The 24,781-nt window shown below is 46.9% G+C and carries 22 protein-coding genes, 2 tRNA genes and 1 riboswitch; of the genes, 11 read left to right on the top strand and 13 right to left on the bottom strand.

All coding sequences use genetic code 11. The features are described from left to right. Nucleotides 1–54 precede the first annotated feature (54 nt). The 3 genes from I579_RS12535 to I579_RS06880 form a co-directional block, all read right to left on the bottom strand. The gene (locus I579_RS12535) at nt 55–1,305 is read right to left on the bottom strand and encodes a DUF4430 domain-containing protein (protein ID WP_010754328.1); all 1,251 of its coding nucleotides are present in this window, start codon (nt 1,303–1,305) and stop codon (nt 55–57) included. A gap of 20 nt (nt 1,306–1,325) precedes the next feature. Further along, nucleotides 1,326–6,344 (bottom strand): DUF4430 domain-containing protein, encoded by a 5,019-nt coding sequence (locus I579_RS06885; protein WP_010754329.1) that lies wholly within the window; start codon nt 6,342–6,344, stop codon nt 1,326–1,328. 164 nt (nt 6,345–6,508) lie between these two features. Then, nucleotides 6,509–6,632: riboswitch (cobalamin riboswitch) on the bottom strand. A 450-nt stretch (nt 6,633–7,082) separates the two neighbouring features. Next, complete coding sequence (locus I579_RS06880) at nt 7,083–8,804, bottom strand: septation ring formation regulator EzrA (RefSeq protein WP_010754330.1); 1,722 nt, start codon at nt 8,802–8,804, stop codon at nt 7,083–7,085. Nucleotides 8,805–9,190: 386 nt separating this feature from the next. Between I579_RS06880 and I579_RS06875 the strand changes: the two genes are divergently transcribed. Further along, a complete protein-coding gene (locus I579_RS06875; protein WP_010754331.1) occupies nt 9,191–10,540 on the top strand; it encodes an aspartate kinase in 1,350 nt (449 codons plus the stop codon). Nucleotides 10,541–10,604: 64 nt separating this feature from the next. Here the strand turns inward: I579_RS06875 and I579_RS06870 are convergent, their stop codons facing one another. Both I579_RS06870 and I579_RS06865 read right to left on the bottom strand, forming a co-directional pair. After that, on the bottom strand, nt 10,605–11,105 hold the full coding sequence (locus I579_RS06870) for a pyrophosphohydrolase domain-containing protein (protein WP_051091766.1): 501 nt from the start codon (nt 11,103–11,105) through the stop codon (nt 10,605–10,607). A gap of 50 nt (nt 11,106–11,155) precedes the next feature. Next, the gene (locus I579_RS06865; protein WP_010754333.1) at nt 11,156–11,992 is read right to left on the bottom strand and encodes a Cof-type HAD-IIB family hydrolase; all 837 of its coding nucleotides are present in this window, start codon (nt 11,990–11,992) and stop codon (nt 11,156–11,158) included. A gap of 140 nt (nt 11,993–12,132) precedes the next feature. On the opposite strand from I579_RS06865, the gene I579_RS06860 reads away from it, so the two are divergent. Beyond that, the gene (locus I579_RS06860; protein ID WP_010754334.1) at nt 12,133–13,101 is read left to right on the top strand and encodes an asparaginase; all 969 of its coding nucleotides are present in this window, start codon (nt 12,133–12,135) and stop codon (nt 13,099–13,101) included. Nucleotides 13,102–13,152: 51 nt separating this feature from the next. Continuing rightward, nucleotides 13,153–13,587: an N-acetyltransferase gene (locus tag I579_RS06855; protein ID WP_010754335.1), complete on the top strand. Its 435-nt coding sequence runs from the start codon at nt 13,153–13,155 to the stop codon at nt 13,585–13,587. A gap of 57 nt (nt 13,588–13,644) precedes the next feature. On the opposite strand, the gene I579_RS06850 is transcribed toward I579_RS06855, so the two are convergent. The 6 genes from I579_RS06850 to I579_RS06825 all read right to left on the bottom strand — a co-directional run bounded on the left by I579_RS06850 (nt 13,645) and on the right by I579_RS06825 (nt 19,639). Beyond that, entirely contained in the window at nt 13,645–14,088 is a 444-nt protein-coding gene (locus I579_RS06850; RefSeq protein WP_010754336.1) for a GNAT family N-acetyltransferase, read from the bottom strand. Beyond that, nucleotides 14,085–14,831: an acyl-ACP thioesterase domain-containing protein gene (locus I579_RS06845; protein WP_010754337.1), complete on the bottom strand. Its 747-nt coding sequence runs from the start codon at nt 14,829–14,831 to the stop codon at nt 14,085–14,087. The genes I579_RS06850 and I579_RS06845 overlap by 4 nt, the downstream gene beginning before the upstream one ends. Nucleotides 14,832–14,856: 25 nt before the next feature. Further along, on the bottom strand, nt 14,857–15,687 hold the full coding sequence (locus tag I579_RS06840; protein WP_010754338.1) for a fructosamine kinase family protein: 831 nt from the start codon (nt 15,685–15,687) through the stop codon (nt 14,857–14,859). A 15-nt stretch (nt 15,688–15,702) separates the two neighbouring features. Continuing rightward, entirely contained in the window at nt 15,703–16,491 is a 789-nt protein-coding gene (locus tag I579_RS06835; protein WP_010754339.1) for a tyrosine-protein phosphatase, read from the bottom strand. Between the two features lie 123 nt (nt 16,492–16,614). Then, complete coding sequence (locus I579_RS06830) at nt 16,615–18,003, bottom strand: L-cystine transporter (protein ID WP_010754340.1); 1,389 nt, start codon at nt 18,001–18,003, stop codon at nt 16,615–16,617. A 307-nt stretch (nt 18,004–18,310) separates the two neighbouring features. After that, the gene (locus tag I579_RS06825) at nt 18,311–19,639 is read right to left on the bottom strand and encodes a C1 family peptidase (protein WP_034810456.1); all 1,329 of its coding nucleotides are present in this window, start codon (nt 19,637–19,639) and stop codon (nt 18,311–18,313) included. 213 nt (nt 19,640–19,852) lie between these two features. Here I579_RS06825 and I579_RS06820 point away from each other — a divergent pair, with 213 nt between their 5' ends. Genes I579_RS06820 through I579_RS12995 form a run of 6 tightly spaced genes read left to right on the top strand, consistent with a single transcriptional unit; the run spans nt 19,853 to nt 23,521 of the window. Continuing rightward, on the top strand, nt 19,853–20,248 hold the full coding sequence (locus I579_RS06820; protein ID WP_010754342.1) for a GntR family transcriptional regulator: 396 nt from the start codon (nt 19,853–19,855) through the stop codon (nt 20,246–20,248). Further along, on the top strand, nt 20,235–20,447 hold the full coding sequence (locus I579_RS06815; RefSeq protein ID WP_010754343.1) for a PLD nuclease N-terminal domain-containing protein: 213 nt from the start codon (nt 20,235–20,237) through the stop codon (nt 20,445–20,447). The genes I579_RS06820 and I579_RS06815 overlap by 14 nt, the downstream gene beginning before the upstream one ends. Next, a complete protein-coding gene (locus I579_RS06810; RefSeq protein WP_010754344.1) occupies nt 20,444–21,355 on the top strand; it encodes an ABC transporter ATP-binding protein in 912 nt (303 codons plus the stop codon). Before I579_RS06815 ends, I579_RS06810 begins: the two co-directional genes overlap by 4 nt. Further along, nucleotides 21,352–22,119, top strand: a complete 768-nt coding sequence (locus I579_RS06805) for an ABC transporter permease subunit (protein ID WP_051091754.1) — start codon at nt 21,352–21,354, stop codon at nt 22,117–22,119. The genes I579_RS06810 and I579_RS06805 overlap by 4 nt, the downstream gene beginning before the upstream one ends. 19 nt (nt 22,120–22,138) lie before the next feature. After that, complete coding sequence (locus tag I579_RS13000; RefSeq protein WP_010754346.1) at nt 22,139–22,681, top strand: hypothetical protein; 543 nt, start codon at nt 22,139–22,141, stop codon at nt 22,679–22,681. Between the two features lie 12 nt (nt 22,682–22,693). Continuing rightward, on the top strand, nt 22,694–23,521 hold the full coding sequence (locus I579_RS12995; RefSeq protein ID WP_010754347.1) for a PH domain-containing protein: 828 nt from the start codon (nt 22,694–22,696) through the stop codon (nt 23,519–23,521). A gap of 134 nt (nt 23,522–23,655) precedes the next feature. Here I579_RS12995 and I579_RS06795 read toward each other — a convergent pair. Then, nucleotides 23,656–23,729, bottom strand: a tRNA-Asn gene (locus I579_RS06795). Here I579_RS06795 and I579_RS12670 point away from each other — a divergent pair. Together I579_RS12670 and I579_RS06790 are read left to right on the top strand one after the other, a co-directional pair. Beyond that, entirely contained in the window at nt 23,700–23,888 is a 189-nt protein-coding gene (locus I579_RS12670; protein ID WP_081633660.1) for a hypothetical protein, read from the top strand. The two genes, I579_RS06795 and I579_RS12670, sit on opposite strands and share 30 nt — an antisense overlap. A 68-nt stretch (nt 23,889–23,956) precedes the next feature. Next, nucleotides 23,957–24,029 (top strand) — tRNA-Thr (locus I579_RS06790). A gap of 88 nt (nt 24,030–24,117) precedes the next feature. Here I579_RS06790 and I579_RS06785 read toward each other — a convergent pair. After that, nucleotides 24,118–24,768: an HAD hydrolase-like protein gene (locus tag I579_RS06785; RefSeq protein WP_010754348.1), complete on the bottom strand. Its 651-nt coding sequence runs from the start codon at nt 24,766–24,768 to the stop codon at nt 24,118–24,120. Nucleotides 24,769–24,781: the final 13 nt, after the last annotated feature.

Genomic DNA, 24,781 nt, shown 5'->3' with positions numbered 1-24,781 from the left:
CTATTCAGCAGAATGACCTGTGCCACTCTTCCTCCTTCTTCCTTCATCAGTTTCTTAATTGGCCCCTAAGTCATGACCTAAATCACAGGTGTATGCCATTTGGATGACATCCCCATCGTGCAGATCCGTGTATTTGGACGTCCCGTAATTGGGGAACCAGCCATTGACTTGGAACATCCACCCGGACAACCCGCCGCAATCAAACTCATATAACTGATTGATTCCCTCGATGTAATACGCATCGTACATGGGCGTCCAACTGGCTTCCATCTGAATTCCTGCATCTCGGGTGGCACGTACCAAGAGATCATAAACCGAGTCCCCCGCTTTTAAGGGAACTTTGGTCGGCGCTAAAATCCAGCCGTCCTTGGGTACAAATGGTTGTTTTTCTTTTTTCAGCTGATCCCAGTTGTTCAAAATCGTTTTGGCAGAAATCGAAAAAGTGACCGTCGCTTCTTTATTTGGCGTCGTCTCTTTATCGGCTTCCGAATTGCCTTTTGATTCGGATTTTTCTCCCGGAACAACTTGGCTTTGATTGTTGGTAACCGACGGATTTCCCGCTGCTTCTTGTTCGGCAGCGTCTTTGTCGCCGGCAAGTTCTGTTGTTGCCAGCGTCCCGGTGGCACTGTCGGCAGTCGTCGCTTCATCTGGAGCAGCCGGATTCTCTGTCTCCGTAGTGGCACTCTCACTAGTAGCAGTTGTCGGTGCGCCTGAGGACTGGCTTTCTGAGCTGCTAGCTTCTTTTTGACTATTTCCAGCTACTAGGTAATAGTCCACATCACTTTCTAAAACGCGAAATTTCAAAGTGGTGGTTTTCCCTTGTTCCAAAGAAACCTCGGAGCCTTTGACTTGTTTCAATTTTCCTTTGATTTTCCGAACCAAAAAAGCTTGGTCCACCGACCATTTTGTCGGCAGAGTAATGGCCAACTGAGGCGTGCCTGCCAATTCCATTTTTTCAATGTGCAACTGCAAAGCTTCTTGGGCGTTGTTGGCTTGTTTTTTGATATCCTCTAGCTTTTTGTCCGTGAAGGTCACCCGCAAATGCTGGGTGACCGGATTTTGGACTTGTTGTCCCGGGTAAAACCAAGTATAACGAATCTGCTCTTGCTCCCCGGTAAAACGATAGGTTGCTTTTTTGCCCACGATGGTAGCCATTTGCTCTTTTTTGATTACCCCATCTGCCGGCAATTGGGTCTCGATTTTTAAAGGAGTCACTTTCTCGGTTGCCTTATCCGTTTGGTGACTGCTACAAGCGGCTAAAAATACGGTTAATAATGCTAATATGGTGACAGTTAGACGTTTCATCTCAAACTTCCTCTCATCTTTTACCCGCGTTTTTTCCAAAACCAGAAGCCCGTTGCTCCAGCGGCCGTCCCTAGGGTGATCAAGCCACCAACTTTTACGAATACGGACACTTGTTGATTTTCTGACTTTTTAGCAGCAGCTTTCTTATGAGCTTTGTTAGCATCTGGTTGATAACTTTCCCCTGCAAACTGCCAACCCTCATTGGTTGCTTTTTCTTTTGCCTTTGTATTTTGCTTAGATGTCGCTGCCTGGTTGCCAGCGACTTGACCACCACGGGTTCCTTGGATGTTTTTGATAGTTCCAGGTTGGCTTTGACCGCTAGTAGCAGTTACCGGAGCAATTTGGGTACCTCCTTTGATGAAAGGTGTAGCGCCAGAGCCCTTTGTAACCACAGACATTTGCGAATTTCCTCCATGCCCCGGGTTCTTTTCCGTGCTTGGAGTATCCACCACGGGTTTTGGCTGAATGGTGTTTTCCCCTTGTTTTAAATGTTGCAAGGCCGCTTCCACCGCGGTTAATTTGGCAAGATTGGTGACCAACCCTTGAGCAGCATGGCTCAATTGATTGTAAGCTTTGCGTACCAAAGCCACTTGTCCTTCGTCTTGTAGGCGAATTAAGGCTGGCTCCGGTAATTGGCTAATGGCTAGACTGACTTTTCCCGCAGCCGCTTGATTATCGGCTTGCTTTTGTGCTTCCTCTGCTTCAGCCACTAATTTGGCGATGGTCTTTTCTGCTTGTAGCAATTGTTGATAAACTTTATTGTCCAGTAAATTTTGTTGGGTAGCAGTTAAGCCTTCATAGGCCGAGCGTGCAGAAGCCACAATATTTCGTTGATCCAGACTGGTGATCTTGCCTAGAGCTTTGATTTGTGCCGCCACTCTGTTTACCGCTTGCTGGTCGGCTTCAACGGGCACATCGTTCATATTATAAAGGGAATTGGCTTGCTTCAAGAAGCGATCATAGGAAATCAAGGCATACATCCCTTGTTCTGTGGCAATCCCATCCACTGCTCCAGGAGCGCCCCCACCATTGCTATCGCCTCCAGGTAAGACGTGCATAAAACCACTACTTGCAATATGGAAACTCTTCAAAGCGGTAATCAAATCATACTGCTTCACAAAACGTTGGTCTTCCACGGGATTGATCCCTAATGCGGTCAATGCAGTAATCACTTGGGCTACTTCTTCCACATTTTCCGTTGTGGTGTTGCCAAAGGTTCCGCTGGCGTTTTGAGCTTTGGAAAGGGCGGTCAGAGCCCGATTGGTCGCTGTGGCTACTCGACTATCCTTTTGGTAAGGTGCCAAGGCTTGCAGAGCCATCCCCGTTAAGTCCACACTCATGGTCTTTCCATAGAGCGTCCAGCCCCCAGTGGCTAGTTCATTTTGTAAGATATAATCAATTAGTTTTTCTCTGGTTGTGGCTTCTTTTACTCCTGCTGGCTTGGTAAAGTGGTAATCCTTGCGACTATCCACCGCAAGCAAGGCAAAAATCGGGCCATTGATTCCTTGATACGTAACTTTTTGGAAGTCACTTAGCGCATCAAATAAGTTATAGCCACCTACATCTTGGGCATCTTTTCCTAGCGCCGTTAAGGCTAAGGCCAGACGGGAATATTCCGTGTATTTCACCTTGTGCAATTCCCCTTTCACCCCTTGAATGTAGTTCACCACATTTTCGTAATAGGTTTTAAAGAGCGGACTGTTTACATCGTAGCCATTCCGAGCCAAGTCCATCATCAGCCATTCATTGGTAAAGTTTGGTTGATAATTTTTAAATAAACCCAGCACGTATTGGTTCGTTTCGTCTAAGACTTTCGTATAGCTGGCTTGTTGCGTCATTAATTCCTGTAGTCGTTTTTCCGCAGCGGTTAAAGTAGCATAGTTCGTCACCAGTGCTTTTTGCGCTTTGGTCAATTTTGTGTAACTATCCCGAATGCTCGTAATTTGTCCCCGATCTTTTAAGGATAAGTCGGACAATTTCGGCAATGCATCAATTCCCTTGATCACCGGTTGAGCTTTAGCTAAATCGGCTTTTAGTTCCGTCACGCGTTGACTAATTGCTTGGATTTTTTTCACCGAATCCGAGGACAGACGCGCTTTTAATTCCTCCGACAATTCGTTGTACTTTTCGACTACGGCTGATGCCTTCTCAAGATCTGTCACCGTCAAATCACTAGCTTCGGGCAAGTTCTTAATGGCCGCTTCCACCTCTTTTAGCTCTTTTTCTGCTGCTTTTAGCTGTTCCATGACCTTTTCAGCTTTCACTAAGATGGCCAAATCTTCACCAGAAATCAAAGCTTTTTGAGCCTTTGTCAAAGCTTCGTAGCTGTTCCGGGTATTGGTCACAAAACTTTCATAGGACAAAGACCACATGTGCATTTGATCCAATAATTTCAGGTAATCCAGACTCTTCTGAACGTAATCGACTGCTTCTTGATCACTTTCCAATTGATACAAGCGTTCTTGACAGCTTTGCAATTTTTTCAAAACTTCAGGCGTCAGCAATTTTTTAGCTGCTTCCGTCAATAATTTGTATTCTGAGCTAGCCTGATTAATCGCTGCTTGGTCTTTTAAAGTGACCTCCGCTGGCGCTGGTAAAGCATTGATTAAGTCCGTCACTTTTTGGGCTGCCGCTGCATCACCGTCTTGGGGCAAAGCCGTTACTGGATTTTTGTCAAAATCATAGATGCTACCTTGATTGTTTTGTTGGAATAAAAATTGACTTAAGCCGTGAGCCGCTTGATCCGTTGCTCGGGGATCATCCGTTTCATCACTCAACATCCACTTAAAGCCCCCGTTTTCCGTCTGGAATTCCAATAAGCGGGTAACCGGGTTCTGCCCATTTTCTTTCGTATAGTTTTTTGAAGTTAAATCTTCCCCACAAGCAGCTAATCCTAAAATTGCTTGGGCTTGACTGTTGGCATTCGGACCTTCTGAGTACCAGCGGTCCACATAAAAATCGGCATCCCCCGTTAGATTCTTTTGTAAAAAGGCGATTCCTTGCTCAATGGCAGTGGCAACTGCCTTTTGATCCCGGTAAGGAGCTAGTGCACCGAGCGCCATCCCGGTCACATCGATATCCCCGTCATTGCCATATAAAGCCCAGCCCCCATCTTTTAATTGGGCCCCTACTAAAGCGTTGAGCAATCGCGTAATCTGTTCGTTTTGCGCTTTTATTTGATAATCTTTAGCGCTCAACACAATCAAACCAAAGATTTGATTGTTAATCGTTCCGGTCAAATCCTCTTGGGCCATTAATTTAATCAAGTTAAAACCGCTGATATTCGTCGGATCGCCGCCGAGACTCAAAATTCCAATGGCTTGCCGTTCCGCATCGGTCCAAGGGGCTTGTCCGCTATTACTGCCATAATTCCCATTCACGCGGATAATTTCTTGGGCCAAATCTTTATAGGCAGCTGTCCGCATGGCTTCACTTGCAGGATATCCCGAACGAGACATTGCCAGTGCCGACCACTCCCCAATGCTTCCTCGGGCTTCAATATTTTGGGACGCCCGCTTTAAGGCAGCCGCCACGTCTTGACTCTTTTGCAGACTAGCCATTTTTGCCACTGCCCCTTGTAAAGTAGCGTAATTGGTCACGAGTTTTTTCTGTGGGTCGCTTAAAGCATCATAGGCTGTTTTGGCTTGGGTGACTTTTGCTTGATCGCTTAGTTGCAACTGGTCCACTGCAGGTAAAGCCGCAATCTGTTCACTGACCTTTGTAGCTGCTGCTTGATCTTCCAGTTGGCTGATTTTCTTTTCGGCGGCTACTAGTTGCTCGACTAAAGCTTTTCCCACTTGTTCCTGTTGAGCTTCAGCCAGTGCGTCATAAGCTGCCCGGGCCGCTTGGACTTGTTGTTTTTGCGCCAAATCAGTGATTGCACCTAAGGCTTGAATCATTTGTTTTACGGCTTCCACGGGATTTTCTTCTGGAGTAGTCACCGGATTTTCTAAGCCTGCCAGCGCTTGATCTACTAAATCTTGGCTAGCCGTCAAATCCGTTAATTGGGTCATGGCAAATTCATAGGCCTTTTGGTAAGCATCTCCTTGGGCTTGCCAAGCTGCCGCGTCTTGATTGATTTCCCCGATTTTTTTGGTCAATGCCATCTTATTGGCAATCGCCAAGGTGCCTGTTCCCCCATTACCTAAATCCGATCCGTAACCAACTAAGGAAAATTGGACCCGGAAAACATCCCCGTCTTGAGGTTTTTTGCTCCCCATCCCCACACCGGGAAAGTCGTTGTTAACGGAATACAGCCAGCCAGACATAGGCGTGTAAGAGAATTCTCTCAAAGTGCTACCGAATTGATTCGTCGCATTCTTCAATGCATCGTTCCCGCTAAAATCAACGAGCTCTTGGGGCACTTTGGTTTGACCATTGTCCGCATTTTCGATTCCCGATAGATAGAAATTACTTCCCAGCGTTCCCGTATGGCTGTATTGCAGACCTTGTTTTGCAAAAACGTCATCCAAGACTTGTGCATAATTCATCTCGGTTGTTAATTGAACTTCCATGGGAGCCACTACATAGCCTTGACCTAGGACAAATTTTTCCACCGACAAAGTGATGGTCTTAGTCGACGTAGCCTTTGATTGATCCATCAATTTTTGAAGGCTCGCAGCTGCCTCTTGCAACGTTTGAGCGTTGGTGACTTGCGCTTTTTCTGCTGCACTTAACTGGTTGTAGCGTTCAATCAGTTCATTAACTCGGCTTTGATCCTTTGCCTTCAATTCATCGAGTTTCAGTGCTCCAATCTCATCAATCAATGCTTGAACCCTTTGGGAGACAGTTGGTGCTTCACTTGTAGAGGTTGCTGCCTGTTCATTTTCACTAGGGGATGTGGCACTCGTTGCCGTTGTCGCAACCGCACTACTACTAGTCGTTTCGGTTGCCGCCTCTGAAGCCGTCGTCCCTGTAGTTATCGTCGCACTTGTTTTTTCGGTATCACTTGTTTGTGCTGCATACACCGCGACACCGTTATTGACCACCACTTGCCCCAATAACAATGTGGCCGCCAAACCTTGAACCAGTTTTTTCATTTCTCATTTCCTCCTATGTTTCTAGACTTTGCATCAAAAAAAGACACTCAGAGTGAGTGTCTCCAGCAGCCATATCTAAATAAACATACTAGCCCATAGGCGTATGTCAGTGAAATGGATGCTGGACAACTCTCCCTGTTATCATGCCCAGTGCCAACCATCCTAGGTATCCTGACTTCACTTCATCCTACCTGCTCCTCTTCCCAAGTGATGCTACCTCAGTGAGTAATGAGCTTTCGTCCGTGTTACAGTAGAAAGGGACTGTCGAGGATTTGCACCCCGTTCCCTACGATCGTTAGTTCCTGTATTAAAAAAATTTGTTCCCTAACTTAATGAATGATTCGTAGCCCGTTTTTTGACCGTGACCAAACTCCTGGTTTTTACCAACTCACCAAGAAGCTACGAATCAATCAGCCAATTATTTATCCAGCACCCACCTTTCATTTCTCAGAAGAATAAAAGAAGCTCCTTAATAAAAACGAAAAAGGTTCATTCCTTTTCGTGTTTTATTAAGGAGCTTCATTGCTCATCATTTTTAGGGCACCTCATTGTGCTATTTGAATTATAGGGCAACTAGCCCAGTGCGTCAACCGCTTTTTCTGAAATCCCCTAGGGTAAGGTATCATCCTTTTTAGCTAGTAGTAGGCCTATTAGGTGTTTTCTTCGTTTTATGAGTTAACCTATAGCAAACAAAAAAGCCAAAAACCTCTTTTCAGGTTTCTGGCTTTTCTTTGTTTTTTATACTAAATCCCGATTGTTGAAGTAGAAGGTTTCGATGCGTTTGAAAGCGCCCGGTTCTACTCGTTCTAAGGCTTGGCCGATTTCATCCAAAGCCGCTTGGTACTTGTAGTCTCTTTGGAAGAGTGCCAGGCTGTGGTCGATAGCCGCTTTGACCTCTGGGTGAGAATGACGGTAACGGTTGGCATATTGCATCATTTGCTCGGTTAAAGCTGCCGCGTCCACTAAGTCGTTGGTTTTTACTTCCAACTGCTTAATGTCTGCTTCACAAGCTGCTACCAATTCGTTGACTTCTACCATATTGACGCGAATCTTATTCAATGCTTTGCTCAAGTCTTCCACCCGGTCGGTTACCATGAAGAAGTATTCCAAGTAATCTCCAGGAAGTCCAGGCAAGCGTTGTTTTTCCACGTAGCGTTTCAAGTTCCGTAAGCGGAATTCGAATTGTTCCACCTTGGCTTGGGCGTCGCTTTCTCCTTGACGTAGTTCCCGCAACCCTGTGTCGATGACCACTTGTTGGGTTTCCACATCGTCTAAAATCTTGTAGCCGTCTTTGTAGAAAGCTTGGACTTCGGAGTAAGGAATGTTGTTGGCATCCATCAGTGGATTGATTTCATTTTTTCGGCGGTTCAATTCGTCGATTTCTTGTTGGAAGCCACGAACCTTGCCTAGTTCATTGTGATTCAATGTATAGCTTTGAGCGGTATGATCGATTTCGATTAAGAGTTGACGGTTGTTTTTATTTGCGTGTTGAATGTACTCTTCAATCACTGAGCGATTCTTCCGCACGTATTTGCGAGCGTTGATTTCCCGCTCCATGACATTATACAAATCGTCAATGGCATGAGCTGTATCTCGGTTTGCTAGTTCCACGGTTTGAACTTCTGTCTTAGCCAAGTCGGCTTTCGAAGTTTCCACCCGTTTTTCTACCCGCTCGATATCTCCCATAAAGTTTTCTTCAGGGAAGACATAGTCGTCTGCCAGTAATTTCTTGTAGCCTTCTTTGATTTCTTTCAATTGATTTGGGAAATCGGTGCTTAGCTCTTCATAAATCGCTGGCACGCGCTTCATCAAGTCTTGCAACTGATACGTGTGTGTTTCGGCTTGTTCCAAAACTTCTCTTGCTTCCACTGGATCACCGGAAGTATTCAAAGTCACAAACTGGGTAAACTCGATTTCCACATTTTTCAACTGCTTTTGCAATTCGGAATAGGCCGGTCCGTATGCTTCGCCGTTTTCCCGCAATTCCGTTTTCAACTCTTCATAAACATCCAGAGCTTTTTGGACTTCCAAGGAATTGCGCTCTTCGCTTTCCCGTAATTCCCGTAAACCGGCCCGGACTTCTTCCACTTCCGTTTCCATCTGGTTCATGGTCGCTTCCGCATCCCCGATGGCATTTTTGGCTTTGACAAAGCGGAATGTTTCATTCAGGCTTTCGACTTCAAAGATCTGACTTTCCAATTCCGCAAAAGAGCTGGTGGAAATGTCGGTCCATTTTTGATTCCATTCTCGGAAGGTGTTTTGGCTTTGTCCCACCAAATGCATCTTCTTCACGTCGTCCACTTCTTCTAAAACGGGTAAATCAAACAGATCTTCTCGCCGCTTTTCCAATTGTTGCAGTTTTTCTTGGTTTTTCTTTCGCATAAAATAACCGACACCGTATAAGATGGCAGCAACCACGATGATGAAAATGATGATTCCGGCGATAATTTGTGTAGACATGGATGGTCTCCTCCGCATTTAAAGTATCTCGTTCAATCCCAGTCATGGGTGAATTTATATAGATAGGTAGTAAAACGCTTTTCCTGGCCAAATTCGCCACAAGGGAAAAGGCATCTACGCTAGATTATAGCATAAAGGTTTTAGTGAAACATTAAGATTCAAAAAAAAGTTTCGGCTTTTTACCAGAGGAACGGTCGTCTTTTGCCTCCTTTGGACAACAAACCTAGACTTTTTTTCGGGAAAAATGACACAGAAACGACTACAATTCGAAATTTTCTCACTATTCATCGGATATGCCTTGCTTTTTGCCTAGGATTTTTGTACTCTTAACCATAATACAACACCAGCTACTGATTACGGGGAGCGCTGGCAAAAGGGGAGATTGGATGAAAGTCATCAAGTTTGGGGGAAGTTCGCTGGCATCCAGTGAACAAGTTGCAAAAGTCGTCGCCATCGTCAAAGATGATCCACAACGACGCTTTGTGGTGGTCTCGGCACCAGGCAAGCGGTCAACGGAGGACATTAAAGTCACGGATTTATTGATTCAACTCTATGAAGCCAAACTGGCTCATCGGAGTTTGACACCATTGGTAGAAGAGATTTTTGCTCGCTACTTGGAGATTGGGGAAGCCTTTGAGATTGGCGAGGAACACTTGGCGGCGATTCGCATCGACTTGGAGTCCATAGCCGCCCTACCAATTGAAAACAATCCACACCTGTACGACCACATTTTGTCCCGGGGGGAAGACAATAATGCGAAACTAATTGCAGGGATTCTGCAAGCCCAAGGAGTCACCGCTCGTTACGTGAACCCTCGGGATTTAGGCATGTTGGTCTCTGATGAACCGGGAAATGCCCGGGTCCTTTACAAAGCCTACAATCAAATCAAAAAATGGGCCCAGCCTGATGGGGTCTTGGTGATTCCGGGCTTCTTTGGCTACACCGAAGAGGGCAATATTTGCACCTTCTCCCGGGGAGGTTCTGACATTAGCGGTTCCATCGTGGCTGCCGGCGTCAAAGCTGATCTCTACGAAAACTTCACGGACGTGGACGGAATTTTCGCCGCGCATCCTGGCTATGTGCACAAACCGGAAATCATGAAGGAACTGACCTATCGGGAAATGCGGGAATTAGCTTATGCAGGCTTTACCGTCTTCCACGATGAAGCTTTAATGCCTTCGTTTCGGGCGAAGATTCCCGTGGTGATTAAAAACACTAACAATCCCAACTGCCGCGGCACGAAGATCATTCCAGAGCGGGATTTGACCGAAAAACCCGTGGTGGGCATTGCCAGTGACGAAGGCTTCAGCATGATTTACATCAGCAAGTATCTAATGAATAGAGAAATCGGCTTCACCCGGCGAGTTTTGACAATCTTGGAAGAATTCGGCATTGGCTATGAACACATGCCTTCTGGAATCGACGACATTTCCATCGTCATCCGCAGCAACCAACTGGACGATGACTTACAAGAACAACTCATGCGCAAAATCGCCTACGAAATCGATCCCGACGAATTGCGAATCACCCACGATTTGTCCATGATTATGGTCGTCGGCGAAGGTATGCGCCAACGTGTCGGGATTACCGCGGAAAGCACCGCCGCCCTGGCTCGTAAACGCATCAACTTAGAAATGATCAACCAAGGTTCCTCCGAGGTTTCGATCATGTTCGGAATTCATAAAGAACAAGAAAAACTAGCGATTCGCACCTTGTACTACACGTTTTTTGATTAAAGAGCAAAGGACCGAGACAAATTGTCCCGGTCCTTTTTGCTGTCTAAAATCTCCTGATGTCGGATCACAAGCCCTGTTCTTTTACTTCTCGTTGCCGGGCGATTTCTGCTGCAATCTTTTCTTCTGGTGCGAAATCTCTGTTCCAGTTTTCCGGCTTCAAGACTTTATTAGTCACCGGATCGTAATGAGGCTCTCCGTCTGGGAAGCGTTTGGCCAGATTTGCTTCGTGAACAATGGCCATAATCGGTGCCGGATCCACGCCCATTAAAGAAAAACTGCCATAGGTCAAGTACAACAAATCCACTAAAGCATCGGCTTGGGCCACCAAAGGATCCGTCTTGGCCGTTGATTCTTTAGCCAGCACCTTCCTTTGAGCTTTGTCCAATGCTTCGTGGAGTCCTTGCACTAATTGATCGAACTCCTTGTGATCTTGGGCTGCGGCATAGAGAAACTCCACCAACTCTTCTGCTTTAAAATCAGCCCGATGAAGTGCCTCTTTTGCAGTAAAAGCAGTGGGTACATCCGGTTTTCGTGGATCAAAAATGTCATGAAAGGCCTCGGCCATCTCAAATGGCGTCAGTTGATTTTCCGATTGTTGTGCCAAAAGAATTCCTCCTAAATAATCTCAAAGTGTGCTAACGCTTTGGCGATACCGTCTAAGTTATTGGAAGCCGTCACGTAGTCCGCGGCTTCCTTGGCAGCCCGTTTGCCGTTGCCCATGGCCACGCCAATCCCTACACCTTTGAGCATTTCAATGTCATTTTGGTGATCCCCAAAAGCGATCACGTCTTCAGACTGCAGTCCTTTTTCTGCCAAAAAAACTTGGATGCCGTGAAATTTCGAGCCCCCTTTTGGTACTAAATCCACGGAAAAGTGATTGGAGCGCAAAAGATCACACTGGCTCAACGCCGCCCCTACCTTGGGATCTTCGGACTCGGGATTAAAGAGCATACACTGATAAATCGGCTCTTTTAAAATCGGCATATCTTGGTAATGGGTCTTGGAACGATAAAAGTGCCCGGCTTGTAAGAGTTTTTTCACCGGTTTCACGGGAAAGCGTTTGGGTAAAAAGCGGACTAAACGCTGGGCAATGGCGGACTGGCCCAAATTCATCAGCCGACTACCGGTGACTTGATCCGCCGCACCAAAGCTTAAGGATAAGTCTTTTTCATCCGCATAGTTGATAATCTGATCCAAGGCGAATTTGCCAAAGGGCCGCGTGTAGAGTTCCTTGTCTTTCGTGTAGACCAACTGGCCGTTATAAGTCACGCAAATATCTAAGTCTAACTCGCCTAAAAGATGGTTCACTTGCGCGGGTCCACGACCGGTGGCGACCCCGACATAGATGCCTTTGGCCTGGGCTTGGGCAATGGCCTCCTTGGTACTGGGGAGCACTTTGCCCATGGAGGTCAGCAATGTCCCATCGATATCAAAAAAAATCGCTTTAATCACGTAACCCCCTCCTTTCATCTATCTTATCAAAAGTTACGCCAAATAACAGGGGAAAGCTCCTCTAGAAAACAGCTGGGTTCCCCTAATCTGCGGATTTCGTGCTACAATGGCACTGAAAACTGACAAAGCAGGTGAATCCTATGAAACGAATTTTAGTCCTTCACACCGGTGGCACGATTGCCATGCAGGAGGATTCTTTAACGAAAAAAGTCGCGCCCGGCGCTAGCAATCCGCTACTCTCCGCCCCAATTACGGTGCCGATGGATGTGGAACTGGTAGTAGAAGACATCTTTAATCTCCCCAGTCCTCACATCACTCCCCAAGAAATGCTCCAACTAAAAGAACGCATCCAACTGGCAAAATTGGCAGGTTTTGCGGGAATCGTCATCACCCACGGCACGGATACCCTAGAAGAAACGGCCTTTTTCTTGGATACCACCATTGGCAACCTGATGCCGATTGTCATTACCGGTGCCATGCGTTCTTCCAATGAACTGGGCAGTGACGGCTTATACAATTTTGAAAGTGCCATTCGCGTGGCGGCGTGTCCTGAAGCGATAGATAAAGGCGTTTTGGTGGTCATGAATGACGAGATTCACTCCGCTCGTTACGTTACGAAGACCCATACTACAAACGTCGCCACCTTCCGCACCCCGACCTTGGGACCGATTGGTTTGGTGTCAAAAAAACGGATTCTCTTTTTGCAAGAATTACTAGAGATACCTCGTCTGGATGTGGACCAAATGCAAGGTTTAGTGCCGATTATTAAAGCCTATGCGGGAATGCAAGGGGACTTTTTGGAGGCTTTGTCTCAGACGGCCATGGATGGCTTAGTCGTAGAAGCATTAGGCGCCGGTAATCTGCCCCCGGCAACCTTGCCTCCATTGCAAAAAATCTTGGCCTCAGGGCTTCCGGTAGTCTTGGTGTCCCGTTGTTTCAACGGCATCGCCGAACCGGTTTATGATTACGACGGTGGTGGCCAACAGCTCCAAGACATGGGGGTCATCTTCTGCAACAGCATCAACTCCCAAAAAGCCCGGCTAAAACTTTTGGTCGCTTTAAATCGGGACTTAAATCGTAAGGAATTGGTACATTTTATGGAAAGCTGAGGGCTGACTGCCTGCTCTCGCTTCCATCGCAACAAAGGAGGAAAAAATCTGGTGACACTTACCATTCGCCCTGCATCCCCCGCCGATTTAGATGTCATTATGGACCTGTGGCTAACCGGCAATCTCGCCGCCCACGACTATATCTCAGCCAGCTTTTGGCACGCACATGAAGCTGAAGTGCGCCAAGCAATGAGTGAAAGTCAACTGTGGGTCGCTGAAGAAAACAATACCCTTCTCGGCTTTCTCGGTCTGGTTGACGACTACATCGCCGGTTTATTCGTAGATGCTAAGGCGCAAGGCCAAGGCGTAGGTGGCAAACTTGTGGCTCACTTGCAAACTACTCATAAGCGCTTAACCTTAGCCGTCTATCGAAAAAATCAACGGGCTATCCGTTTTTACCAGCATCACGGGTTTATCATTGGCAACAGTCAAGTGGATGAAGCCACCGGGGAAAAAGAATATTTGATGACTTGGGAAAAGAACTAAAAAGACGCTGAACCTCTGAAATCACAGGTTCAGCGTTTTTTTAGCTTTCTTTAGCATTCATTCGCTTCTTTGTAAATGCAATAAAGGATAGGGTTTGCCCCAGCCGTCTTTTGGAGTTTCACCGACGATTTGAAAGCCGTGCGCTAAATAAAAATCCTTGGCCCGTTTATTTTGCCGATTGACATCGATTCGCTGGATATCTGCGTGATTCACCAGCCACTGCAAGATTGCGCTGCCGTAGCCGTGTCCGATTGCCGCTGGCTCCAAAAAAAGCATCTCCAAATCCTGTCCATGGGTGCCACTAAAACCAATTAACCGCTCTTGGTCATACCAAAGGATCAAGGAAACTTGCCCAAAATACTGAGTAATCTGCTCTTTGTAAAACAAGCGATCCGCCTCTTCCAAAAAATCATGGGTGGCGATTACCGAGCGTTCCCATAAAGCTAAGAGAGTGGCGTAGTCGTCAGGGGTTCCCGGACGCTGCCGTAAAGTGTCACTCATGCTTTTTGCCACACAATATTGGCTTCACAGCAGACCACGTCGCCACAACGAATCTCGTGGCGGGTTTCGATAGTCCCCTCAGCGGTTTCCACAATTTGGTAATGGCTTTCCACTTGATTGCCGTACTCCACTTCTTTTTCGAAGCGAATGGCGGTAGACAGCGGCGTGTGGCTGCTTAAAAAGTCGTAGCCTAACACATCGAAAATCCAAGTAAAGTAAACGGAATTGTTCACGTGATGGTTGTTGTCAATGTCGTAAAAGCGCACCCGATATGGCTGAGAAGCACCTTTTTCTGCTTCTACTTTAGCCAGTTTCGGATAGCGACGAATCTTTTTGACCTTTTCACTGCCGTAAGGAGCGATGATTTCATCAGAAACCGTGGCCACTTTCCGCGTGTTTAAGTCCATCAACGCAAAAACCGCCTCGATTTTCACTAGCTCATTGCCCGCTTCGTCTTCCAACCAAAAATTCCGATAACAGAAAAATTTGTTGTATTCCATGGCCATGGTGGAAACGGTGATGGTCTCCAAAGCCCGTGGCAAACGGTTATACGTAATTTGATAATTGGTGATAATCCAAGTCACCCCAAGGCTTTGGACAAAATGAGAATCCCGGCCTAAAGCTGCACTTTGGGCTTCTGAAATCTCAATGGCCACCGCCAACATCGCCGGCTGGGTCATGTGTCCGGTCACGTCACACTCGTAATAACCGACCTTGTGTTTTTCTCCATATTTCTTTCCCAAAAAATTGTTCCTCCTTCAATGCACCCTAAAAATTCTGCAAAATCCGATCCACTTGCGATCCGTAACTTTCCCCAAATTGATTCAAGTGAACCAATAAATAATACAACTGATAAATCGGCTGCCGGGCTTCCCAGCCTTCTGGCAAGGGAAACTCCGCCAAATAAGTCGCCAAAAATTCGTCCGTAAAGCCACCGAAGAGCTGACTCATGGCGATGTCCAACTCTCGATCCCCAAAGCTGACTGCCGGATCCAAAAAGACCACTTTGCCCTTAGAAAACAACACATTTCCCGACCAAAAATCTCCATGAAGCAGACTAGGAGTCACTGTGCGAGGCGCCCAGTCTTTTTGGATAAATTCCTTTAAGCGCAAGTAGTGGGCTTCACGCTTGTCATGCCAAACATTGTGTAACTTGGCTAACTCCACCTGGACATCCAAGCGACAGGTAATAAAAAACAGTGGCCAGTCGTCCGTTTGGGCATTCACTTGAGGCAAGATGCCCATGAAATTGTCTTCCGGCCAGCCAAAAGTCTCCGCTGTCTGCCGGTGAACCTGAGCCAATGCTCGGGCCAACTCTGCTTGACTGCCGGCTTCCGGCTCCAGCCATTCCATTAGTAAATAACTATCTTGATCCGCTTGGCCCCAGTCATAGACTTTTGGCACCCGCACAAAAGGCGCTAGAGCCGCGAGTCCATCGACTTCGGCAGAAAAAAAATCCGGCCGACCATTGGGTTGTAACTTTATGAAATAACTGCTCTCTGAGGTATTGATCCGGAAGTTCTGATTGACATCTCCTCCCGCAATGGGCAGCACTTGCCCATCCAAGTTTAGCTGTGCCATAACCTGCCTGACTCCCATGCTGCTTCCTCCTTTTTACTCCCGATACAACCGACGAAAATCCAACAAATCTTGGTGTGACAAGCCTAGCCCTTCATGAAAGAAGCCGGCCACATCCCCGTAATGCTCTTGAATGGCAGCGTAACTTTCCCCTAAATAATCTGCTCGCGCCGCCATTAAGTCTTTGATTCCCGCCAACAGATAGTCCGGGGCCCCTTCTTTTTGAGCTTGATCCAACATCTGCTGCAAGGTTTGCGTCAGATTAGGATTGGTTTCCAAATAATTGTCTAAAATCGTCTGACGATCGACTTCCAGTCCCGCCAAGACTAAGGCTGCCCCAAAGCCGGTGCGGTCTTTTCCTGCGGTGCAGTGAAACAAAACGCCGGAGTCAGGTGCTTCATTTGCCAAAAGAATCTCAAAAAAGCGCCGATACGCTTGTCTGGAGTACGCTTCTTCCACGAAATGCCGGTAAACCGAGCGCATTTGCGTAGCCGCATCGAGCCCCGCTTGAATCTGTTCAAAGAGGGTGCCGGGAGCCGCCGAAGTGGTAGTTTGCTCAGGAAAAATCGGCAAAAAGATATTTTCCGCTTGTAAAATCTCGGCATCCGGTGCCGCGCTTCGCTCTTTTGCCGAACGAAAATCCACCACTTTGGTCACGCCATACTCTGCTAATAAGGTCTGGTCTGCCGGCGTCAAATCTTGAATGCCCGCAGAACGAATCACCTTCTGATAGCGGACCTTAGCGCTCTTTTCCCCGCTTTGGCTGACATAGCCTCCTAAATCTCGGACGTTCGCCGCGCCTTTTACGTGCAATATTCTGTCCATCCTGTCCCCTCCTTACCTTGTACTATTGAGTATAGCAGAATGCCTTTCCTGCGTCTAAAGCAAAAAAGCCTAAAAGGAATCACTCCTTCTAGACTTTATTACTGGTGAGTTTGATTTAGCAAATTATTGAGCGTCAATGACCGCCGCTGGATCGTGTAACACGTCGCGATCCAAGTCGTTTAAGCGGGCACTCGTAACGATACCGGCTACCATGCTATCGGAAACATTAATGGCAGTCCGAGCCATGTCGATCAACGGTTCCACGGAAATTACCAAGCCGACGATGGCGATTGGCAAGTTCATAGAGCCTAAGACGATTAAGGAAGCAAAGGTTGCCCCGCCACCGACACCAGCTACCCCAAAGGAACTGATGGTCACGACAGCAACCAACATCAAGATGAATTCCCAACTGAAGACATTCACACCCACAGTCGGTGCTACGATCGTCGCAAGCATGGCTGGGTAAACACCGGCACATCCGTTTTGCCCAATGGAGATGCCAAAACTAGCAGCAAAGTTCGCCGTAGCGTCGTCCACCCCAAAGGCTTTGGTTTGGGTTTCGATATTTAGTGGTATGGTGCCCGCAGAAGACCGGGAAGTAAAGGCAAAACTCAATGTCGGTAACGCCTTTTTCAAGTACGTGACTGGACTGACTTTGACCCCGGCTAACAGCAAGAGATGTACCAGCATTACCACGATTAGCGCCGCATAAGAAGCCAGCACAAACTTCGCCAGATTCAAAATCGCATCGAAATCACTGGAAGCCAAGACGTTGGTCATTAAAGCGAAGACCCCATAAGGCGTTAAGCGCAAGACCAAGGTCACGATTCGCATCACGATTTTGTACAAACTGTCCATTAAATCCGCAAAGGTTTGGGCTTCTTTCGGCGCTTTGCGTTTCACACCCAGATAAGCCACACCCACAAACGCCGCAAAGATTACCACGGCAATGGTACTCGTGGAACGGGTACCGGCTAAGTCGGCAAAGACATTTTTAGGAATAAAGGACAAGATTTGTTCTGGAATCGACAAGTCTTGTACTTGGGCTTGCCGCTCGGCTAGTTCCGCGATTCGGGCTGTTTCCGCCGCGCCTTCCGTGAAAGACGCACCGTCAAGACCGAAAAGCATGGTGCTGCCAATCCCGATTAAAGCCGCCACAGCCGTTGTGGATAAAAGAATCGCCAAAACAGAAAAACTGATTTTCCCCAGCTTACTGGATTCTTTCATGCGGGTAAAGGCCCCTACGATGGAGACAAAGACCAAAGGCATAACCAGCATCTGTAAGAAGGCCACATAGCCGTTGCCGACGATGCCCATCCATTCCAAGGACGTGGTAACGACCGTGTCCTTAGTGCCAAAGATCAGTTGCAACAAACCGCCAAAAACGATTCCGGCAAAAAGTGCGGTGAAAACGCGGGTGGAGAATTTCACGTGTTTTTGCTGCATGCGATAAAAGACATACAGCGCCGCCACGAACACGGCGAGAATTAGTACGATGAGCAGAGTTGTCATAGAATAACATCCTTTCAAAATAGTATGACAAGTCCGTCAAAGGAAGTAAAGGTTCCCAGTGACCATTCTTCAATAGTTCACTCGAGGGCTGGTTCTAAAAAAGGCCACAGCTCACCAAACTGCCGTCTTTTCCTGTCACCAAGCCCTCGTGACGTTGTTAAGTATAACAAAAGATGAGAAAAATGTCTTTGGATATGCCTTTTCACGGGTGTAAGTTTTCTGAAAGGTTGCTTTTTTACATGAGTTTTGACAAAAAACACCCCGACGTTAAAACGCCGGGGTGTTCTACTTTTTCTATGAGTCTGTCTTACGCCAAAGCGCCCATTGGATCCCATGGCGCCAAGACTTTTGGTTCTGCTTCGAAAGCCGCTAGTTGTTCTGGGCTTAAGAATTCTTTTCTAATCACGATTTGGTACGTGTATTCGTCCATCCAGGCGTCGCTCATAACGAAGAAACCTTTTTCGCCGACTTTATCGCCCCAACTGTTTTCCACTTTCCATTTAGTAGACTGACCGTCGACTACATCCACACCGGTCAAGACCATGGCATGAGTCATCAAGCTTTCGCCGTAGTCTAAGCGTTCAGCTTTGGTCATAGTAAAATCAATGTCAAACAAGCCATTAATATCAAAGGCATCCATGGCCATAATGCCGGAGTCCCGGGTAGAAGATTGACCCACATCACAACCGAACCAGATAGACTCGCCGCTTTCTAATTGCGCAATGGCCAATTTCTTAAAGCTGTCCATGTCCACGTTTAAGTATTTGACTTGTTTGCCCCCTACTACGTTCCCCAACATGGAAACGGTGTAGGATTTGTCGTAAGGTTTGTCAGCGGTTGGTGCGTTGATGATGCTCACGTAATCATCCAAGTTGACCCCTACGTATTTTTCAAAGAAAGTTTGTGGTGTCAAGTTTTGGTCGATATGGTAGTTCTTATCTTCATCCCGATATTCAAAGTCAAAAGTTTCTGGCGGTGTTCCCAAAGAGATGCGTAAGAAGTTGTAGATTTCTTCCAACATGGCTTTTTTCGCACTTTGAATGTCGGCATCGGATTTGCCCGCTGCGACCATTTCACGCAAGGTAACGGCATCTTTCCGAAGTTTTTTGTTCAAGTAGTTGTTCAAATCCCGGGAGTTAGAAGAGTTGGTACTTTCTGGCATTGCAGCCTTTGGCACCACGCCGTATTTTTGGAAGATAGAGACGATCATGTCCCATTGGCCCCCGTCTTGTTGTGGCATTTGCAATAAGAAGGCCACTTCTCGGCTCGTCAAATCTTGGTCTGCGGTAGCCAAGATATTTTCATAGAAGTAATTGGCTTTTTCATACTTGTCCCAGAAGAACGTATAGTTTTGGGAAAGTTCGAAGTCTTTTAGTTTGAAGCTGTTTAACATTTTGTGACGGAACGTATTCAACGCTGCAAACATCCAGCACCGACCAGATTGTTTTTGATTGGCAACAGCACCGGTAGCAAGGTCAATGGAAAAGACTGGTGCATTTTCCACATGGCTGGCGATGTTTTCCCCAGAAGCGGTGATTCCGTTTTTGATAACGCTGTGCGCTACGACTTGGTGTTTGTCATTGGCTGCGTAAGTTTTGGCAAATTCTGCCGTCATTTCTTGTGTAATTTCTGGCATGTTCTTCATCCTTTCGACTGCTAGCCCGAGGCTGTGTTCCTCACCTCTGGCGCTTACGATACCCATTCTACCCCTTCCTTTGGTCAAATTCAATAAATGTGCAAATAATGCGAAAATTCTTCACAACTTCTCCTTGGAGGGATTTCTCTTGTAGTTTTGTCTTGTTTGTATTACACTTAGTCATACAAACAAGACAAAGAGAGGCGGGAATTCATGATACTGGAAATCGATACTTTGTCGGTCACACCCATCTATCAGCAGCTCCGTGATCAAGTGATTCTGGGCATCGCCAAAAAGGAGCTTTTGCCGGGAGAGTCCTTGCCCACGGTGCGGCAGTTAGCCGATGAGCTGGGGGTCAATACCATGACCATCTCCAAGGCGTATAACCTGCTAAAAGACGAGGGTTACCTGATTACCGATCGCCGCAAAGGTTCCTTGGTACGCTTGCCAGAGCCTTTTCAAGCACAAGAAGCTCAGGCCAGCCGCCAAGCTTTGGCACTGCTTTTAGCGGAAATCAAACTCCACGGCACCAGCAAAGAAACCCTTTTAGCAAACATTCACGACATTTGGCAAGACTTTGAAGGAGGAACAAACAATGACGAAAATTAACCAATTACAAGAATACTTACCGGTTTTACTCCCTTTAATCATTTTACAACTAGGTTTGGCTGTCTACACGGTAGTCGATGTCTGGCGCCATCCCCATTACAAACGGGGTTCAAAATTACTGTGGACTTTAGTAGGAGCGCTTCTTTCCTTTATCGGGCCAATCCTGTACTTTGCCCTGGGAAAAGGAGAAGAAGAATGAACGCTTTGACTCTTGCAAACGTAACGAAACAATTTGGTGGCAAGAAAATCTTGCAAGGGGTGGACTTAGCCGTACCCGCGGGAAGCATTTACGGCTTTGTGGGAGAAAACGGCGCTGGGAAAACCACTACTTTGAAGATTCTCTTAGGATTATTAGCAGCGGATTCCGGTAGCGTGAGTCTTTTTCAAAATCCGGTGACATTTGGTCAAGTATTACCAGAAAAAGTCGGCTACTTGCCAGACGTGCCCAGTTTTTATCCTTATATGCGGGCTGGGGAATACTTGCACTATGCCGGCAAAATCGCCGGCCTGAGTCGAGAACAAATCAAAACTCGCAGTGAAGCGGTCTTGGCACAAGTGGGGCTGACGGGAGTCAACAAGCGCATTGGCAACTACTCTCGGGGTATGAAGCAGCGGCTGGGACTCGCCCAAGCCCTCTTAAATGAACCTGAACTCTTAATATGTGACGAGCCGACTTCTGCTTTGGATCCCTTGGGCCGCAAAGCCTTTCTGGAGATTTTCCAAAGTTTGAAAGGCCAGACTACGATTTTATTTTCCACCCATTTGCTCACGGATGTGGAAGCCATTTGTGATGATGTGGCGATTTTGCATCAAGGAAAAATCGCCCTCGCCGGCAGTCTTTCGGAGCTAAAAAATACCCACGGCCACTATGTGTACGAGCTTCATTTTCCTAAGGCCCAAGACTCTCAGCGTCTCATGGAGCTTTTGCAAAAGGACAACTGGGCCGTCACCGAAGAACGTCAGGTCTTACACGTGACAGTCGCTGATTACCAAAAAGACGGCCAACACCTGTTACAGCTCATCACAGAAGCAAAGCTAATGCCAGAGCGCTTTGAATTGGTCAAACCTAGTCTGGAAGAAGTCTTCTTAAAGGTGGTGCAAGGATGATGAAACAACTTACGGCTCAATTACAAAAAGAACATTTGGAAGCTTGGCGCCGCAAACGGGTACTCTTACTGTTACTGCTCTTTGTGGCTGCGGGCATGATGTCCCCACTCTTTGCCAAGCTCACCCCAGAAATCACGAAAGCTGCCTTGCCAGAAGGAAGCTCCATCTCCTTGGCGGCACCTACTTCATTGGACGCCTGGGGGCAATTTTTCAAAAATGTCAGCCAGTTTGGGCTCTTAGCCTTGGTCCTCTTGTATGGGGATACCCTAGCCGGAGAAGTGGAACGAGGAACACTTCTGCCACTACTTCCTTTAGGTCTGAAACGAAAATCTTTAGTCCTAGGTAAAGCCGGCTATCTCATGCTCACGTGGACTATAGGCTACTGGTTGTCCTTTGGCATTTGTTACGGTTATACCCGCTACTTTTTTGACGATCAGTTGAGTCGGCACTTGACCGCAGGGGTCGTTCCCTTGTGGTTGTACGGCCTCCTCTTGTGCGCTTGCTTACTAGTGACCTCTGCCTTGGCGCAAAATGGCCTGCAAAGCTTACTGTTTTTTGCCATTTTTTTTGCCGGGACGCTACTGTTAGGCCTTTTCAAACGAATCGATGCCTACAATCCCTTCACCCTTGGCAGTAACAATGCCGCTTGGCTAGCCGGAACTAGCTCATTAAAAGACAGCCTCCCCGCTGTATTGATTGCTATTTTCTTACTTTTTATTGCCCTTTGGTGGGCGCAAGCTAGCTTTAGCCGACGCCTGATATGATGAGAAAGGAAGGACAATCATGACCCTGAATTTGATTTTATTCATTACTTTGGTCTTTGTGAATGCAACCATGGCCTTTACCTTGGGGATCGCCGCCAAGCCCCACAAGCAGGTAATCATCGAAAATACCTTGCCAAAAGACAAGCTCACTGACCCTGCCGTCCACACCTTAGCCAAAGAATATCGCTTGCGTTTATGGCAACTAGCCGGCTTGGTCTCGCTTTTTTCCATAAGTCTGCTTTTCCCTCAGCGAGAATCCTTTTTAATGACTCTTTTTTGGCTGTCTTTACTGCTGACACTGGGCCTGAGTTACGCTTTAGAGCTTCGCTACATTCGCAAAATGCACGCGCTAAAAGTCGCCCGCGGCTGGCAATTGCCCGTGGCTCCGATTATGGTGGACACCAAGCTTGTGCAAAACAAAAATCGCAAATTGGTTTCCTTTATTTGGCTCCTTCCTTCTTTGGTGCTGACTTTAGGGTATCTCTGGTGGTTAGCCCGCCACGATCCGGACAGTTTTGCACCTTTAAGCCTAGCCGCAATCAGTCTGTGGCTCTTTTCATAGGCCATGTGGTTGGTGATCAAGCATCTTCCCGTGCGACCTGTGACCAAAGAAGCCCCGATTAATCAACAGTTCAATGATCTGACCAAGCACACCTGGTCCATGATGATGGTCGGGATGCCGTATTTCTTGTTATTCCTCCTGTGGTTACCCCAAGTGATGATGAACACCACAGGGATTGTGTCCACTTTAAGTTCCGTGGTCTTTGGGCTTTTGATCGTGGTCGGATTCATCCTGACGCTCTGGCTGTTATTACGCCTTCGAAAACGCCAAGATCAGCTGCTAAATCAAGTGCCCGACTATCGCTATACAGGCGAAGACGAGTATTGGCGCTTTGGTATGTACATCAATCCCCAAGATAGCCGGATCATGGTCCCGGATCGTGTAGGCATGAATATCGGGATAAACCTCGGACGCCCCGCCGGTAAAGTTTTCGGTATTGCCTCTTTGGTACTGATTTTTGGTTTGATGATCGGCACTTTGATCCCCGTGTACCGCATGGATTTTGTCAAAGATGCCTTCATAGGAAAAATCACGGAAGACACGCTGGTTCTCGATGCCCCATTTGCTAGAAAAAGTGAGATTCCTTTAAGTGCCATCAAAGCCGTGGCCTTAGTACCTGAAATGCCTGGTAAAACTGTGCGGACCAATGGCTACGGCGGTGAAAACTACCTAACCGGGGATTTTAAAGTGGCCGGTAAAAAAGCTACCTTGTATCTCAATGTCAAACAGCCGCCTTACTTACACGTAAGTACCAAAAACCGAGATTACTACTTCAGCAATCGAACTGAAGCACAAACCCGGGCACTTTACGAAAAAATCCAAAGTCAATTCCCTGATTAATCAAACCCACCACCAGAAGAGTTCTGGTGGTGGGTTTTTAAGTTTTATTTCGCTAACCCGTCCCGTAAAATGGCAGTGATTGGTAGCTAAATATCTACACAAAAAAAGCCCTTCCCAAGGCTTGGGAAGGGCTACTCCGGCAGTAGGACTCGAACCTACGACATCATGATTAACAGTCATGCGCTACTACCAACTGAGCTATGCCGGAATAAGTGATTCACTTGATAGAAATATCTTACCAAGATTGCTGGCGTTTGACAATCCCTTTTTTGCCTCTTTTTGGGAAGATTCGGATAATAATCTGATTGGCATTTTCCTAACCGACGTTTCCGGGAAAAAAGCACAAATTCTTATGAAAAAGTGTTGACTTCAATTCCCCCATATCATATAATTCTATTTGTGCTTATCAATTAGATAACAAAAAGCTTTAAAAATGCCGCCTTAGCTCAGCAGGTAGAGCACCACCATGGTAAGGTGGGGGTCGTCGGTTCGAATCCGACAGGTGGCTTTAAAAAAACCTTTCAGAGATTTCTGAAAGGTTTTTTCTTTGTGCTTTTTTTATAAATGCCGCTGCTTGAAAAACTACCTCGCCTATTTTAGATTTGCTCACAATAGGCCAATAATTCCCCCGGTGTTGCTACACAGTGACTCGCCCCGGCGCTTTCCAACTCCTTGCGATCCCCAAATCCCCACAAAACACCGATACCTGATAATTGGTTGGCATAAGCCCCGGTCATGTCGTGCTTCCGGTCTCCAATCATCCAACTCCGATTTTTGGCCACATTGCCGGCACCCTCTAAAGCGTAGGCTAAAACTTTGGCCTTGCTATCTCGCTCCCCGGCTAAATCTGCCCCGTAAATTCCTTGAAAATAATCCGCTAAAGCAAACTTTTCCAACATTTCTTTGGCAAAAACTTCCGGCTTCGAAGTCGCAATGTACAACTGATTTTCCTCTGACAAATGGGCTAATAATTCCGGTAGCCCTTCATAAACTGTGGCTTGAAATAACGCTCCTTGGCGATAATGTTCCCGGTAAAAGGCCACACCTTCATTTGCCTCTTTTGCGGTCATGCCCAAATTCAAATAAGAATCTAGCAATGGCGGTCCGATAAACGTCCGTAAAACCTCCGGGCTCAAGGGCTCTCTGCCCATTTTTTCCAAGGAATACGCAATCGATGCATAAATCCCCGGGGAAGAATCCACAATCGTCCCATCCAAATCAAAAAACAAATGCTTCTTTTCTTTCATTTCTTTGACTCAC

The sequence above is a fragment of the Enterococcus asini ATCC 700915 genome (genome assembly GCF_000407365.1).
Classification (GTDB): domain Bacteria; phylum Bacillota; class Bacilli; order Lactobacillales; family Enterococcaceae; genus Enterococcus_C; species Enterococcus_C asini.
The sequence above is the reverse complement of the archived record's forward strand: the minus strand, read 5'-3'. Positions and strand labels throughout refer to the sequence as shown.